Origin of the sequence: Sphingobium lignivorans (assembly GCF_014203955.1) — a bacterium.
Classification (GTDB): domain Bacteria; phylum Pseudomonadota; class Alphaproteobacteria; order Sphingomonadales; family Sphingomonadaceae; genus Sphingobium; species Sphingobium lignivorans.
In genome coordinates, this window is record NZ_JACHKA010000001.1 from 821,243 (window position 1) to 836,156 (window position 14,914).

At 65.8% G+C, this 14,914-nt stretch carries 12 protein-coding genes and 1 pseudogene; 7 read left to right on the plus strand and 6 right to left on the minus strand.

Annotated elements, in window-relative coordinates; all coding sequences use genetic code 11:
* Positions 1 to 16 precede the first annotated feature (16 nt).
* Positions 17 to 1,267 carry an MFS transporter gene (locus HNP60_RS03810; protein WP_184156850.1) on the plus strand — a complete coding sequence of 417 codons (1,251 nt, stop codon included), beginning with the start codon at positions 17 to 19 and terminating at the stop codon, positions 1,265 to 1,267.
* The gene (locus HNP60_RS03815) at positions 1,264 to 2,646 is read left to right on the plus strand and encodes an MFS transporter (RefSeq protein ID WP_221414643.1); all 1,383 of its coding nucleotides are present in this window, start codon (positions 1,264 to 1,266) and stop codon (positions 2,644 to 2,646) included. Before HNP60_RS03810 ends, HNP60_RS03815 begins: the two co-directional genes overlap by 4 nt.
* 18 nt (positions 2,647 to 2,664) lie before the next feature.
* Here the strand turns inward: HNP60_RS03815 and HNP60_RS03820 are convergent, their stop codons facing one another.
* The gene (locus HNP60_RS03820) at positions 2,665 to 3,060 is read right to left on the minus strand and encodes a MerC domain-containing protein (RefSeq protein ID WP_014075137.1); all 396 of its coding nucleotides are present in this window, start codon (positions 3,058 to 3,060) and stop codon (positions 2,665 to 2,667) included.
* Between the two features lie 234 nt (positions 3,061 to 3,294).
* On the opposite strand from HNP60_RS03820, the gene HNP60_RS03825 reads away from it, so the two are divergent.
* The 4 genes from HNP60_RS03825 to HNP60_RS03840 all read left to right on the plus strand — a co-directional run bounded on the left by HNP60_RS03825 (position 3,295) and on the right by HNP60_RS03840 (position 7,434).
* Positions 3,295 to 4,725 carry a DUF7125 family protein gene (locus HNP60_RS03825; RefSeq protein ID WP_184150425.1) on the plus strand — a complete coding sequence of 477 codons (1,431 nt, stop codon included), beginning with the start codon at positions 3,295 to 3,297 and terminating at the stop codon, positions 4,723 to 4,725.
* A gap of 31 nt (positions 4,726 to 4,756) precedes the next feature.
* A complete protein-coding gene (locus HNP60_RS03830) occupies positions 4,757 to 5,128 on the plus strand; it encodes a response regulator (RefSeq protein WP_184050633.1) in 372 nt (123 codons plus the stop codon).
* 211 nt (positions 5,129 to 5,339) lie between these two features.
* Positions 5,340 to 6,356, plus strand: a complete 1,017-nt coding sequence (locus HNP60_RS03835; RefSeq protein WP_184150427.1) for an alpha/beta hydrolase — start codon at positions 5,340 to 5,342, stop codon at positions 6,354 to 6,356.
* A gap of 37 nt (positions 6,357 to 6,393) precedes the next feature.
* Entirely contained in the window at positions 6,394 to 7,434 is a 1,041-nt protein-coding gene (locus HNP60_RS03840; RefSeq protein ID WP_184150428.1) for an alpha/beta hydrolase, read from the plus strand.
* A 33-nt stretch (positions 7,435 to 7,467) separates the two neighbouring features.
* On the opposite strand, the gene HNP60_RS03845 is transcribed toward HNP60_RS03840, so the two are convergent.
* The 5 genes and pseudogenes from HNP60_RS03845 to HNP60_RS03860 all read right to left on the minus strand — a co-directional run bounded on the left by HNP60_RS03845 (position 7,468) and on the right by HNP60_RS03860 (position 12,088).
* Positions 7,468 to 8,397 (minus strand): ROK family protein, encoded by a 930-nt coding sequence (locus tag HNP60_RS03845; RefSeq protein ID WP_184150430.1) that lies wholly within the window; start codon positions 8,395 to 8,397, stop codon positions 7,468 to 7,470.
* Complete coding sequence (locus tag HNP60_RS03850) at positions 8,394 to 9,533, minus strand: glycoside hydrolase family 68 protein (protein ID WP_184150432.1); 1,140 nt, start codon at positions 9,531 to 9,533, stop codon at positions 8,394 to 8,396. Before HNP60_RS03850 ends, HNP60_RS03845 begins: the two co-directional genes overlap by 4 nt.
* A 234-nt stretch (positions 9,534 to 9,767) precedes the next feature.
* Positions 9,768 to 10,187, minus strand: a complete 420-nt coding sequence (locus HNP60_RS20140; RefSeq protein WP_338056751.1) for a substrate-binding domain-containing protein — start codon at positions 10,185 to 10,187, stop codon at positions 9,768 to 9,770.
* Positions 10,188 to 10,200: 13 nt separating this feature from the next.
* Positions 10,201 to 10,788, minus strand: a pseudogene (locus HNP60_RS20145) (LacI family DNA-binding transcriptional regulator); the annotation flags it as partial.
* Positions 10,789 to 10,834: 46 nt separating this feature from the next.
* Complete coding sequence (locus tag HNP60_RS03860; RefSeq protein WP_184150434.1) at positions 10,835 to 12,088, minus strand: MFS transporter; 1,254 nt, start codon at positions 12,086 to 12,088, stop codon at positions 10,835 to 10,837.
* Positions 12,089 to 12,527: 439 nt separating this feature from the next.
* Between HNP60_RS03860 and HNP60_RS03865 the strand changes: the two genes are divergently transcribed.
* Positions 12,528 to 14,885 carry a TonB-dependent receptor gene (locus HNP60_RS03865; protein WP_184150436.1) on the plus strand — a complete coding sequence of 786 codons (2,358 nt, stop codon included), beginning with the start codon at positions 12,528 to 12,530 and terminating at the stop codon, positions 14,883 to 14,885.
* Positions 14,886 to 14,914 lie beyond the last annotated feature (29 nt).

The following is a 14,914-nucleotide window of genomic DNA, read 5'->3' on the forward strand; positions in this document are numbered from 1 at the left end:
GCCCCGCTGAATGCCCGTGCTCGCCGCGATCGCTCCCGTCCGCAGCCTGCTGATCGCCATCTTCATGCTGATGGCGGGCAGCGGCTTCATGGCCACTTTGCTCAGTCTGCGCCTGGAGCGCGCCGGACAAGGCACCATCCTCATCGGCGCGGTGGCGACCGCTTATTTTGGAGGGCTGGTGCTCGGCGCGATCCGCGCCGGGCAGGTCGTCAGGCGGGTGGGCCATATCCGCGCCTTCGCGGCATTCGTGGCGATGCTCTCGGCGAGCACGCTCGCTTATGCTCTCATCGACGGACCGCTCTTCTGGGCGGGACTGCGCTTCATTGATGGCGTCTGCGTGGCCGGCGTCTTCGTCTGCCTGGAAAGCTGGCTGAACGACCGGGCGGAAGCGCGAACGCGCGGCACCATCCTCGCGGCCTATATGGTGGCGCTATATTGCGGGCAGGCGGTGGGGCAGTCCCTGCTCGGCGCGACCGGCACGCTGCCCGGCATGCCGTTCCAGATCGCGTCCATCCTCATTTCGCTGGCGATCATTCCGCTGTGCCTCACCCGCAGTTCCGCGCCGCCGCCGCTGGAGGCCAGCGCCTTCTCGATCCGCGCCCTGCTGGCGATCTCGCCGCTCGGGGCGCTCGGGGCAGCGGCGACGGGGCTGATGCTTGGCGCTTTCTATGGTCTGGCGGCCGTCCATGTGCGGCGGCTGGGTCTCGACCTGACCGAGACCGCTGCCTTCATGATGATCGTGATCCTGGGGGGCGTGGCGCTTCAGGCGCCGCTCGGGCATCTCTCCGACCGGTTCGACAGGCGGCGCGTGATCGTGCTGAGCTTTGCCGCAACGGCGTTCGTCAGCATGGCCCTGGCGCTGTGGCCCGGCGGCGGTGTGCCGTTGCTGGTGCTTGGCGCCCTGTTCGGCGGCCTGAGCTTCGCGCTCTATCCGCTCTGCGTCGCGCAGTGCAATGACAGGCTGCTGGCCGCCGACCGGGTCGCCGCGAGCGGACGGCTGGTGCTCCTCTATTCCATCGGCGCGGCGCTCGGTCCGCTTGGCGGGGCCGTGTTCATGAGCGTGATCGGCACCGGGGGCCTGTTCCTCTTCATCGCCCTGTGCGCTTCCGCCATGCTGGTCTTTGGCCTGTGGCGCCAGGCCTTCTTCGCACCGGTGCCGGCGCCGGCGCAGCAGGATTTCCAGATCGTGCCGCGCACCACGCCCATGGCGTCGCTGCTCGACCCCAACACGCCCGATGACGCGGCACCCGCAGGACAGACAGAATGACGCAGACTGACCGCCTCCATCCCCCGATCAACGCCGTCGCGACCGAATCCACGGACCCGGCCGACCGGGCCGTGCTGCACCGCGCGATCGCCGCGTCGGCGCTGGGCAACGCCACCGAGTGGTTCGACTACGGAATCTATGCCTATGGCGTGACGTACATATCGGCCGCCCTGTTCCCCGGGGATGTGGAGGAAGCGGTGCTGTTCGCGCTGGCGACCTTCGCCATCTCCTTTCTGGTCCGTCCGCTCGGCGGATTGTTCTGGGGGCCGCTGGGCGACCGGCTGGGGCGCAAATCGGTGCTGGCGCTCACGATCCTGCTCATGTCTCTCGCCACGCTCTGCGTGGGGCTCATCCCCTCTTATGCGACGATCGGCTTCTGGGCGCCGGTGTTGCTGATCCTGCTGCGCATGGTCCAGGGCTTCTCGACCGGCGGCGAATATGGCGGGGCGGCGACCTTCATGGCCGAATATGCGCCCGATGACCGGCGCGGCTTCTATGGCAGCTTCCTCGAGGTCGGCACATTGGCGGGCTTCTCCCTGGGCGCTGTGCTGATGCTCGGCTTCTCGCTGCTGCTGGGCGACGTGGCCATGTATGACTGGGGCTGGCGCGTGCCCTTTCTCGTCGCGGCGCCGCTCGGGCTGATCGGCCTTTATCTGCGCTCTCGTATGGAGGACACGCCTGTCTTCCGCGCGCATGAGAAGACCAGCGAGGACCTGCCCTCGCCGGGGCTGGGCACACTGATGCGCCATCACTGGCGGCCGATGCTGGTGGTGAGTGGGCTCGTCGTGGCTCTCAACGTCGTCAACTACACCCTGCTCAGCTACATGCCGACCTATCTGCAGCGGCGCATCGGCCTCTCGGGGGATGAAGCTCTCATCGTGCCGATCATCGGCATGCTGTTCATGATGATGCTCCTGCCGTTCATGGGCGGGCTTTCGGACCGGATCGGCCGGCGACCGCTCTGGCGTTTCTCGCTGATCGGGCTGCTGGTGGGTGTCGTTCCGCTCTACATTTTGATGGGGACAGGCCTGCCCGGGGCCATGCTCGCCTTCGTTCTGCTCGGCCTGCTCTATGCACCGCAGCTTGCCACCATCTCGGCGACCTTTCCGGCGATGTTCCCCACTTATGTACGCTTCGCCGGCTTTGCGATCGCCTATAATGTCGCCACGTCCATCTTCGGCGGGACGGCCCCGGCGATCGGGAGCGGCCTCATCACGCTCACCGGCAATCCGCTGATGCCCGCCTTCTACATGATGGGGGCCTGCGCCGTCGGGCTGGTCGCGCTGCGCTTCATGCCGGAGACGGCGCGCTGTTCCCTGCATGACGATCCGTTCGCAAGTCGGGCGTCAGGCGAGGGCAGGACAGTCGCGCGCGCCTGATGTGGCGAGGCGAGGCGGTCAGCGCCGCAGCCGCCAGTTCGCGACATGGCCGGCAATGAGGAGCACGCTGCCGGTGACGGTCAGCCACAATTCCCCGCCTTCCCCGACATCGGGCAGCAGCGCCAGCGCGAGGAGCAGGAGGCCGACCCCGCCGGCCAGAGCGACATGGCCGCTGCCGTGGCGGCGATAGCCAAGCCAGAATGCCAGACCAGCGCTCGGCGCGAGCAGGGCCAGCGCGACGACATGGAAAGCCTCTGATTGCGCGAACAGCAGCATGGTGCCCGGCAGAAGGAGCAACAGGGCGGGCAGGGCGAGGCAGTGAAGCAGGCAGATCAGCGAGCCGGAAATGGCCGCACTTTCAATGACATTGATCCCGGCCCGGGAAGAGCCCGTTGAAGTCCGATTAAGCGCCATGGCATCCAGATTCCCGTTAATGTATGATATAACGTATCATAATAGGTACGTGCTCATGAATGTTGAAGGGGGCCAGGCATGAATATTTGCGCCTCCTTTCTCTCGGCGGTGTCGGCTGTCGCTCCGTTGGCGGCTCCGGCGGGAAAAGCGCTTTCGTTTTCCCTTTACCCTTGGCCCTTTACCCTCGGAGCGCAGGCTGTATCAGGAGACCAGCCTATTTAGGAGATTCCCCTGATGCATGAGATACCCCGTCTTGCGAGCGGGATAAGCGGACTGGACAAGGTTCTGGCCGGCGGATTCATCACCGGGGCCTCCTATATCATCCAGGGCCGGCCGGGCGCCGGGAAGACCATCCTCTCCAACCAGATTGCCTGCGCGCATGTCGCTGGCGGCGGGCGCGTCCTCTATGTCACGCTCCTTTCGGAAAGCCACGAGCGCCTGTTCCAGTCCCTGGACTCGCTGTCCTTCTTCGATCGCGGGAAGCTGGGCAGCGAGATCATCTATGTGAGCGTCTTCCAGACGTTGAGGGACGAAGGCCTCGACGCGGTCGTGAAGCTGCTGCGCAAGGAGACGAAGCGGCAGGATGCCACGTTGCTCGTGTTCGACGGGCTGCTCAATGCGCGCGACCGGGCGGACACTGACTTCGACGTGAAGACCTTCGTTGCCGAAGTGCAGGGACAGGCGGCCTTCGTCGGATGCACGGTTCTCTTCCTCACGAGCTCGCGCGCGAATGAGGTCTGCCCCGAGCACACGATGGTGGACGGCGTGATCGAATTGACGGACACGCTGGCCGGCGCGCGCACGGTTCGCCAGCTTCAGGTCCGCAAGTCGCGGGGCAGCAAGGCGCTTGGCGGGCTGCACAAGTTCGAGATCACGGACGAGGGCATCACTGTGTTTCCCCGGATCGAGACGCTGGTCACGCCCGAGATCGTGGATGCGCCGGTGCGGGAGGGCTGTCTCACCACTGGCATCCCGAACCTGGATGCCCTGATCGGCGGCGGCTTCCCTGTGGGTTCGGTCACGCTGCTTGCAGGTCCCACGGGCAGCGGCAAGACAACCATCGGTCTGCATTTCCTCTCGCAATCGACCGAGGAGGAGCCGGGGCTTCATTTCGGCTTTTTCGAGACGCCCCAGCGGCTACGAGCCAAGGCAAGGGCGCTGGGCTTCGCTCTGGCGGAGGAAGGCGATCCTTCGCTGACGGTGGAGTGGACTCCGCTTGCAGACAATATCCTGGACAAGCTCGCCCACCGCCTGATCGATCGGGTACGGGCGCAGGGCGTCCGGCGGCTTTTCATCGACGGGCTGGGTGGGTTCGAGCGTGCCGCTGTGTATCGTCCGCGGCTGGTGGAGTTTTTTGCTTCGCTCATGGATCAGTTGAGGGCGGACGGGGTTACCACGTTAGCGACATGGGAAATCCGGCAACTCCTCGGCTCCGACGTGGAGGCGCCTGCGACCGATATCTCGGCCATTCTGGACAACATGATCCTATTACGTCGTTGGGAGGAAGATCATCGCAGTATCAGGTCTGTATCCGTTCAAAAGATGCGCGATCGGCCTTTTAACCCGGCGATCTGCGCGATTGACTTCACGGAGCAGGGACTGGTTGTCGGCGGGCCACTGAGTGATCGCCGCGCGTCCTCTCCAGTTCCTCCGAACCAAGGCTGACGGTTATAATTGGGCCCGCGGGATTCTGAACATGGCGCTTGTCCTTGTAGTCGATGACGAATTTCTGCTGGCCACGATGCTTGCCGATATTCTGGAGGACGAGGGCTATGAAGTGGAGACCGCTTCGAATGGCCAGCTTGCGCTGGCGGCCGTCCGGCAGAGAAAGCCGGATCTGGTCATTACCGACTTCATGATGCCGACCATGACGGGCCTGGAATTTGCGGAAGCCGTGCGCGCCGACGAGGCCCTGTCCGACCTGCCGATCATTCTCGTAAGCGGAGCGCAAGGTGCCATCGCGCGCGAGCATCCGCAGCTCTTCCAGGCGGTGTTTGACAAGCCTTACGCAAATCGCAACATCATTGAAGAGGTCGAGCGGCACGTCAAACCGACCCCGGCGGGATAGCAGCGCCGCCACCGCTTGAGAGCGGGGCCGATCGGCCGCTACATTTTCAGACGCCCCGCAACCGGTCCGCTTCCTGCCTGCTCAGGGCAGAAGTTCGCGGTGCCCCGCCGCATCGCTGGCCCTTTAAGCGGGCAGAATCTGCAATCGATTGTAGACAAGAGCGCGTCTCCATGGAAAGCGGGGAACGGATCGGAAAGCCAAGAGGGCGGACATGACGGGAGCGGATTTGGACGGGCCGGGTATCGACCGCAGGCGAGTCATGGCGGGCTCGCTTGCCGCGCTGGCCAGCATAGTGGCACTCGCGGAGCCGGCCCGGGCTGCTCCTGCCTCCGCGAGGCCGAATCCCGCTCGTCCGATTCCGGCGCAATGGAATGCCGCGCCGACCATGCAGCTTTGGCCGGATGGTCCGCCCACAGGCGGCTTCGCTCCCATTCCGCTGCCGATACCCGAGGCACCGCCGGTCTTCCTTCACAATGTCGCCGAGCCTTATCTGAAAGTGTTCCGGCCGGCGCGTTCGAATGGCCGCGCGGTTCTGGCCATGCCGGGCGGCGCCTATATCTTCGTCTCGATTGACAATGAGGGTGCGGAACTTGCCCAAGCCCTGACGGCGCGCGGTTATACCGTGTTCGTGCTGGTTTATCGTCTGCCTGGCGAGGGCTGGGCGGGTCGCGCCGACGTGCCGTTGCAGGATGCCCAGCGCGCCATGCGGCTGATCCGCGCCAGCGCCCGGGACCATGACTATGATCCGGCCCGGATTGCGGCGATCGGCTTCTCCGCCGGCGGGCATCTAGCCGCTTCGCTCGCCACCGATTTCGCGGAGCCATTGTTTGCACCGCGCGATGCGCTGGACCGGCTCGATGCCCGCCCGTTCGTGACCGGCCTCATCTATCCGGTCATCAGCATGAGCGCGCCGATCACGCATGCCGATTCGGCGCTGCGGCTGCTGGGGCCAAAGCCCGGCGACGCGCTGGTCGCCCGCCGCTCGCCCGCCGCGCATGTCGGCCCGGATACGCCGCCCACCTTCATCATGCATGCGCTCGATGATCCGGCCGTGCCCCCGGAAAACAGCTTCGAGATGCTGCAGGCCCTGCGCGTGGCGCAGCGGCCTGTCGAGGCGCATTTCTTCGAGGAAGGCGGCCATGGTTTCGGTCTCGGCGATCCGGCCTTGCCGGCGCATGGCTGGCTGGACCTGTGGACGGCTTTTGTGGACCGGCATGCGGCCGCCTGAGCGAGCCGGAATTGGGAGTGCGAGTGAGATGAGAAACATGAACAGGCGCGATCTCGGCCGGCTGGGCGCGGCCGCTTTGGTCACCATGATGGCCGGACGCATGGGCCAGGCAGCCCAATTGCCCTCCGACGATCCGCTCGCCTATCTCGACCCCGAACTTTTGCCGGCGGCGCGAGAAGTCATTGCACAGAATGAGGGGCTGACGTGGACGAAGGAGGCGCTCGCGCGGATCCGGGCCGGGACGCCGCCAGCGCCGCCGCACCTGCCCGACGTGCCGGTACAGCAGCTTCGCCTGCCCGTGGGGCCGGGCCAGCCCGACGTGCCCGTCTTCATCATCAATGCCCGGCCGGGGACGCGCCGCCCGGGCATCCTGCACATGCATGGCGGCGGCTACATCCTCGGCAGCGCCGGGCTCGAAGTGGCCTATGAGCAGGCGCTGGCGCGCGAGCTGGATTGCGTGATCGTCACGGTGGATTACCGGCTGGCGCCGGAAACGACCTATCTCGGCTCGGTCGAGGACAATTACGCCGCGCTGCGATGGATGTACCATGAGGCCGCGAGGCTGGGGCTGGACCCTGCGCGGATCGTCGCCATGGGCGAGAGCGCCGGCGGTGGTCATGCGGCGCGCCTTGCCATCACCGCGCGTGACCGGGGCGAGGTGCCGCTGGCAGGGCAGATGCTCATCTATCCGATGCTGGACGATCGCACGGGGAGCAGCGTCCACCTGCCGCCCTTCATTGGCGCGTTCGGCTGGACCGGGCAGGCCAATCGCTTCGGCTGGACGAGTTTCCTCGGCATGGAGCCGGGCGGACCGGACGTGCCGGCAGCCGGCGTGCCCGCACGAGTCACCGATCTGTCCGACCTGCCGCCTGCGTTCGTCGCGGTGGGCGGCGTCGACCTCTTCGTGCGGGAGGACATCGACTATGCACGTCGCCTGACGGAGGCCGGCGTGCCGACCGACCTGCTGGTCGTGCCCGGTGCGTTCCATGCCTTCGATCGCGTGGCGCCGGAGGCCAAGGTCTCGCAGCGCTTCACGGCCTGGAAGATGGACGCCCTGCGCCGGGCTTTCGGCGCCTGAGCGGTGGGTCGGCCGGGGCGTGGCTTGGCTCGATTATCCCGCAGCCGAGGGCGCCCCGCGCTCATCTAAGCAGGCTGCCTGCGCGAGCGCGATGCAGCCCAGGGGGCCGGCCTGATCGCCCAGATGCGCGGGGCCGATCATGGCCGTGGCCGACCGGGTATCGAACGCCGGCAGATAGCCCTGCAGCAGATCGAGCGCCCGCGCCCGGATCCGCGGGAACAGAAAGCCCCGGCGGACCGCGACGCCGCCGCCGAACAGGATCGCCTGCGCTGCGGTGGTCAACAGCAGCATGGCGGAAATCTCGGCCAGATCGGAGGCGACATGCTCCCAGAGCGCATCGTCGTCGTCCACCGTCTCCATCGGACGGCCGAAGCGGGCGGCCAGAGCAGGGCCGGATACGAGGCCTTCCACGCAATCGCCATGGAAAGGGCAGGTGCCCGCGAAACGATCCCCCGCTGCGCGTCGCGCGCGAACATGGCCGATCTCGGGATGCAGGGCGCCATGGACCGGCCGCCCGCCAATCAGCAGGCCGCCACCCACGCCGGTGCCGATGGTGATGTAGCAGAGGCTGTCGAGCTCGGCGCCGCCGCCCCAGCGATATTCCGCCAGCGCCGCGCCATTGACGTCGGTGTCGATCGCCCATGGGCAATCGATGCCCCGCGTCAGCCCGCCAGCGACATCGGCATGTGTCCACCCATGCTTGGGGGTCGGGAGCATATGGCCGAAATCCGGTGCTGTCCGGTCAAGGCGGATCGGGCCGAAGGACGCGATGCCGATGCCATCCAGCGGCGCCTCGGCATGCCAGGCGATCAGTTGGCCATGGGCGCGGGCCAGCGTTTCGGCGGGCGTGGTCGTCGGGATGGTCTCGCGCGCGATGATCGCGTCGCCATGGGCAAGCACGGCGATCGTCTTGGTGCCGCCGAGTTCGACACCGCCAAAACGGCCTCCGTCACGCCGGGTCATGGCGCTGCCCGCAGGCGGGCCCGCTCGCCATCGAGTGCGAGCGCGAGGAAGGGCGCGAAGGTGCCCCCGAAGCGCCGGGTGTCGGCATGATCGGCGCCATGCCCCCAATCATCCACGAAGCTGGTGACGCGCAGATCGGGCAGCACGAGCCAGCTATAGGCCTGTCGCGGCGCTTCCGGGGGATTGGCAATCACGAGGCCGGTGCCGTTGAGGGGCCGCCACTCGCCCTCCAGCCGGTCCGAGACCATGCCGTAGAGGCCGGTGGGGCCGACCGGCCCGGCCGGATCGAACACATGCGACTGGGTGGACCAGAAGAGATAATAGAGGCCGGCATGGTGGATGACATGCGGGCGTTCAAGCTCATTGTTAAGGCCGTCCGCGCTGATCACCGGGGGCACGATTCGCCACGGGTCATCGGGGCCTCCCGCGCCGCGCGCCGCGCCGATCACGCCGTTGAAAGCGGATGCCGAGCCAGCCCGCGAACCGGTGAAGAAAAGCCAGGCCTCGCCCGTCGCGGGATCCCGAAAGAAGCCGGGGTCGCGGAATGCCTTGATGGTGCCGATGCCGCCGCCGCCGCTCAGCGGGTCCATGTAGAGGCGCTCGTCCAGCGCCACGCTTTCGCGCAGGTCACGCCAGTCGGTCAGACGTGGAGCGTCGGCATTCTCGGCGAGCCTTGCCCTTGCCTGGAACAGGCGTTGCCCGAAGGTCGGTTGCGCCTCGCCGCGCGTGCCGGCGGCCGTGAAATAGAGCGTCAGTCCGCCACCATCGGCATCCATGATCGCCGAGCCGGACCATTCCCGGCTGCCCGGCGCAAAGCCTTCCGGCATGGCCGGTCCGAGGCTGCGCCAGCCGGATGCCTGCCGCAGGAGAAGATGGATCCGCGCATGAGCATGCCTGTCGTCGGGATTTTCGAACCAGGGCGCGCCCAGCGCCATCCACAAGCTGGCGCCATCCGCGAAGCGATGGATGGACCCATCGTCGTTCTGGACGGGCCAGGCATCCCACAAGCCAAGCTCCGGCAGCGCGTCCGCGAGATCGGCTGCTCCGATCAGGGGCGCGGCAAAAGACGCGAGGGGGCCAATAGCCGCGACATGATCGGCGCTCCAGAGAGTGCCGGCCGTTTGACCGGAAGGCATGGCGGACGTGTCAGGCAAGATCGATACCCCTGTCGGAGAGCGAGGAAAGGCGGGCCGGCAAGGGCAGGGCGGCGCCGGAAGACGGCGTGCCGCTTCCGCAAGCCTTTCGGCATTCCGGGCTCCCCTGCATCGATCCGAGGGGTTGATACACGGACAGCGAAATCGATTGCAAAGCAAATTTTGCGCGCATGTAGTGGGTCTTGCGGATGCAATGCCGGACGTCGCCGTGAGCGCTCAGCTCGTCCCGCGGACGACCAGTTCGGGGTTGAGGACGATCGAGCCGGTCTGCTTGCCGTCGATGCGGCGGAACAGGCAATCGATCATCTGCCCCGCGCCGGTCTGGATATCCTGCCGGATGGTGGTGAGCGGCGGGACGGTGCTGCGGGCAATCGGCAGATCGTCGAAGCCGACGACCCGCACGTCGCCGGGCACCGACGTGCCGCGCGACGCGAGGATCTGGATGGCGGTCTGCGCGATCATGTCGGAGGCTGCGAAAATGCCGTCCGGCATGCGCTCGACGCTGTCCAGATAAGCCGCGATATCGCCGGCGCTCAATTCGCTGGCGAGGTGGATGGTGACTTCCGCCAGCTCGACCGGCGCGCCGGCCCGCGCGCACCGCTGCCTTGGCGCCCTCGAGGCGCTGCGCGATCTCAATCGCCTGCGTGTTGCCCAGAAAGACGATGTTACGGCTGCCCCTCGCGATGAGATGCTCCGTCGCCATGCGGCCGCCCAGGAAATTGTCCGTCCCGACGGAGCAATGCACCTGGCCCCGCGTGAAGGCGCCCCAGGCGACCATCGGCAGATAAGTGCGGGCAGCTGCATCGAGCACGGCCGACTGGTCGGACTGCCCGATGATGATGAAGCCATCGACCCGCGCCTTGGCGATCATGGTTTCCAGCCAGTTCGGCTTGTCCGGGATCACGCGGGACAGAACCAGGTCGAAATCGCGCTCGGTCAGTTCGTCGGCGAGGCAACCGATCATCGTCATGAAGAACGGGTCGGAGATATGCTGCGCGCGCTCGTGGCCGAGCGGGATCACGACACCGATCGCGCCGCTGCGCCGGGTCCGCAGATTGCGCGCCAGCGCGCTGGGCTGGAAACCGTGCTGCTGCGCCAGCTTGCGGATGCGTTCGGCCGTCTCGTTGCTGACGACGGTCTTGGCCGCCAGCGCCCGCGACACGGTGGCGGCGGATACGCCGGCCAGTTCCGCCAGATCGTAGATCGTCCGGATCTGTTTTGGCTTCACCGCTGTCACGCCCTTTCCTGTTCCGGCAACCTGAATAGAAGATCGCGTTTCGATTTCAGCACGGATTTTCCGGCGCGCGCGAATAATCCGCCTGGTTGCGTGCCAGCAGCCGGGCGGCGAATGGCGCGCGCCGCCAGTTCCACAGGCAGAGCCCGGTCAGCACCGTGGCGAACAGCGCCCCCAGAAGGATGCTGTAGCCGCTGTCGCCCAGCCAGTCGCCCAGCAGGGCCATGGCCAGCGGCGCAAGCACGGCGCTCACGCAGGTGTAGAAGAGCAGCAGTCCGGCGATGGAGCCGTGCCGGCTCTTCTCGTAGCAACTGATGCCGGTGGAATTGATGGTGGGATAGAGCACGGACATGAACAGGCCTGTCGCGGGCAGGGCGAAGACGGCGATCTCGGGGCCGCCCGCCAGCGCCATCCAGAACAGCACGGTCATGCCGAAGGTGCAGACAAGCAGGACGACGCTCCAGTCGAGGCGGGACAGCAGCCAGGCACCGAGAAACCGGCCCAGCGCGCGCAGCACGAAGAAGACCGAGACGGCATAGAGGGCAAGCCACGGGAAGGGCCCGGAATAGCCTGCCAGATAGGTGGGCACCCAGACATAGATGGCTGCTTCCGCGCCGACATAGAGCATGAGGGCGATGCTGAAGAACCAGGCCGTCGGCTCCCCCATCATGCGCATGGCATCGCGCGGGTCCGCCGGCTGTGCCTGCTCGCGAACCGGCGCCGGAAAGCGCGCCAGCGCAATGCCGATCAGCAGTGCCGCGCAGAGCATCGCGGCGATCAGGTAAATCCATTTCCAGCTGGTCTGCTGCTGGAGGAGGAAGGCGACCAGCGCCGGGCCGACGATCGCGCCGACTCCGAAAAAGCCCTCGACCAGATTCATCGTCGCGGCATGCTCGCGGGTGGAGCTTGTCAGATCGCCGATCAGTGCGAGCGCGCCCGATTTGAAAATGCCGATGCCAAGGCCCGAAAAGAACAGCAAGACGACGAAAAACGCCATGCTGTGCCCCGCTGCGAACAGGCCCGAGCCCACGCCGAACAGCATCAGCCCCAGCAGGATGGTCCACTTGCGCCCGATCCGGTCGGCGAGGAAACCCAGCGATATGGCGGCAACGCCGATGCCCGACATGGTGGCATATTGGAACGAGCCGCCGGCGGTCAGGCCGAGATCGAACTCGCGAATCACTTCCGGGATCACCGTGCCGACCGCATCGGTCGTCATCGCGAACATCGCGAACATGAGGAAGATGAGGAGCTTGAGGAGATGGTTGGCCGGCCGATCGGCCCGACTGACTGCATTCGGCATGAATCTCCCCTTCGTTCTTTCTATCTGGCCCTGTCCGCGCAGGGCGTGGCCGCGGGATGAATGTCGGTGCATGGGTTCCGGAACGCAATCGGTTGTGATTGGCCGATCCCATGCGCCGGCTGGCGCCTGTGACATTTTTGCAAGCGAAGGTCAAAGCATAGCACTTCTGTTGATTCTACACATTGTGCTGCAGCAAGATCTTCGCTAGACGGCGACGCAATCGATTGCATAACATCGATGGAATGACAGTGCGAGAGGGTGGGCCGGAATCATGGCACTTTTCCTCCGCCAGGCATCGAGAGCAGCTCGCAAACGCATGTGGGCGAACTCTCTTTCGTGCATCCATCGCACCCGGTTGAAAGCGGCCAGAGCCGTCGACCGGGTTTTCGGTCCGTGCATCGAGGGTCCGGAAGGTGACCGAGTCTTTGGGAGTTGGCAGTTGAAACGCAGTAATCTCTTCATCGCATGCAGCATCCTCGCGCTTGCGACCCCGGCATTCGCGCAGGATAACAGCGCGCCCGACGAGCCCTATGATGGCGGCGAGATCATCGTGACCGCGCAGAAGAGCGCGGAAAGCCTCACCAAGGCGCCGATCGCCGTGTCGGTCGTGCAGCAGGATGCGCTGGACCGTCAGGGTCTTTCGAGCGCCGACGCGCTGGTGACCACCGCGCCGAACCTGCAGCTCAGCCAGAACGGTTTCTCGATCCGCGGCATCGGCAGCAACAACAGCTTCAGCGGCTATTCGACGGTCGCGACGCAGATCGACGGCATCTACGATCCCTCCGCGCAGGTGCTGCAGCTCGGCCTCTTCGACATCGGGGCGGTGGAAGTGCTGCGCGGCCCGCAGGGCACGGTCTACGGCCGCAACGCCACGGCCGGCGTGGTCAACATCAACACGGCCGACCCGGGCTTCCGCTTCGCCGCGGAAGGCGACATCCAGTATGCCAGCCGCAACCAGATGCGCGTGCGCGCCGCAGTCGACCTGCCTGTCACCGACACGCTGGCTATCCGCGTCGCGGGCTTCCGCCTCGCGGATGACGGGCTCGATCCGTATCTGGGCGCCGGCGAGGCATGGGGCAAGACTGACCTCTCGGCTGTGCGCGTCACGGCCCTCTGGGAGCCCACCTCGACGGTCAGCTGGCGGGTTTCGCTGAACTATGGCGAGAACCAGGGCACCATCCCGCTCAGCTATATGCGCAGCTACAATTACTATCCCGACGCCGACATGGCCTATACGGGCACGGACATCCGCAACGGGCTCTTCGGGCCGGGCGTCACGGTCTATGACAAGCAGTACAATCCCGGCGTCGAGGATGTCACCGACAACCGGATCAACACCAAATATTATGCCGCCCGCTCGCGCCTGAGCTGGGATGTGACGCCCAATCTCACCGCCACCTGGCTGGCGGGCTACTCGATGCTCAAGGACAATGGCGTCACGGCTTCCACCGGCGTGTTCGAGCAGCGCGCCGTCGATGCCAAGACCGAGACCTGGTCGCACGAGCTCGATCTCAATTACGAGATCGGCCGTTTCTCCATGGTCGCAGGCGCCTACATCTATCAGGACAAGAAGCCGTCCGGCAGCGCCCTGATCCATGCCGGCAACACGGCGCCCTATCCGTTCAACAGCGTCTTCAACATGTTCGGCGCCAAGGTCGTTGGCGAGGGCTTCAACATCTCCACGATCGATGCCGTGGATGTGGTGAACTACAATTCCAACGTCGGCAGCAAGTCACAGGCGCTGTTCGGTCAGGCCAAATATGAGCTGCTCGACGGCCTGAACATCACGGGCGGCGTGCGCGCCACGTGGGATCAGGTGCTGAGCCGCAACACGCAGCTGGTCTGCGCCGGCGGCACGGTGACGCTCGAGACGATGAACCCGACCACATGCCCGGTCGGCGATCCCATCGCCTTCACCGACGACACCGATCGCCCCGAGGCGAAGTACAGCAAGGTCAACTGGAGAGCCGGGCTCGATTATCAAATCACGCCGCAGCTCATGGCCTATGGCACGGTGAGCACCGGCTATCGCAGCGGTGGCCTTCAGTCGAGTTCCAACCCGGTCGCTTTCCGGTCCTACGAGCCCGAGACGGTGACCAATTACGAGGCCGGCATCCGCGCCGACCTCTTCGATCGCCGCCTGTTCCTGGGCCTCACGGCCTATCAGATGGATTACAACAACCTGCAGGTGGCCTCGATCATCGTCGATCCCATCCAGGGGCCGATCCCGGTTTCGACCAACGCGGCCAAGGCGCGCATCCGTGGCGTCGAGCTGGAAACGCGCTTCTCGCCGACGCGCAACGACCACTTCTCCGGCTATGTGTCGTTCCTCGACACCAATTTCCTGTCCTTCCCCAATGGCCAGGACAATCTCTATTCGGCCGACACGATGTACAACATCTTCGGCCCGATCCTCGGCTTCTCGTCGATCCCGTCCCAGACGGCGGACTTCTCGGGGAACGAGCTGCCCAATGCGCCGCGCTGGAGCGGACGGGTGAGCTATGCGCATGATTTCTACATCGGTGACGGCAAGCTGACGCCGGCTGTGGACTTCTACGTGCAGTCGCGGACCTTCGCGGACATTGGCAACTATGCGCAGAGCCGCAACGGGTCCTACACCAAGACCGACCTCAACCTCACTTATGTGTTCCCGGGCGAGAATCTGACGCTGACCGCCTTCGTGAACAATCTCGAGGATGAGCGGATCGCCCAGAATGTGACGACGGTCTGGAGCTCCACGGTGGTGAACTACAGCGCGCCGCGCACGATCGGCGGGCGTGTCGGCTTCCGGTTCTGAGCCGATAAAAAATCAACGGGGCGGGCGGG

Excerpts from the sequence above, each read along its gene's own strand:
- HNP60_RS03825 (WP_184150425.1), top strand. The coding sequence starts at position 3,295 with ATGCATGAGATACCCCGTCTTGCGAGCGGGATAAGCGGACTGGACAAG.
- HNP60_RS03820 (WP_014075137.1), bottom strand. The coding sequence starts at position 3,060 with ATGGCGCTTAATCGGACTTCAACGGGCTCTTCCCGGGCCGGGATCAAT.
- HNP60_RS03830 (WP_184050633.1), top strand. The coding sequence starts at position 4,757 with ATGGCGCTTGTCCTTGTAGTCGATGACGAATTTCTGCTGGCCACGATG.
- HNP60_RS03815 (WP_221414643.1), top strand. The coding sequence starts at position 1,264 with ATGACGCAGACTGACCGCCTCCATCCCCCGATCAACGCCGTCGCGACC.
- HNP60_RS03845 (WP_184150430.1), bottom strand. The coding sequence starts at position 8,397 with ATGACCCGGCGTGACGGAGGCCGTTTTGGCGGTGTCGAACTCGGCGGC.
- HNP60_RS03840 (WP_184150428.1), top strand. The coding sequence starts at position 6,394 with ATGAACAGGCGCGATCTCGGCCGGCTGGGCGCGGCCGCTTTGGTCACC.
- HNP60_RS03850 (WP_184150432.1), bottom strand. The coding sequence starts at position 9,533 with ATGCCTTCCGGTCAAACGGCCGGCACTCTCTGGAGCGCCGATCATGTC.
- HNP60_RS03860 (WP_184150434.1), bottom strand. The coding sequence starts at position 12,088 with ATGCCGAATGCAGTCAGTCGGGCCGATCGGCCGGCCAACCATCTCCTC.
- HNP60_RS03835 (WP_184150427.1), top strand. The coding sequence starts at position 5,340 with ATGACGGGAGCGGATTTGGACGGGCCGGGTATCGACCGCAGGCGAGTC.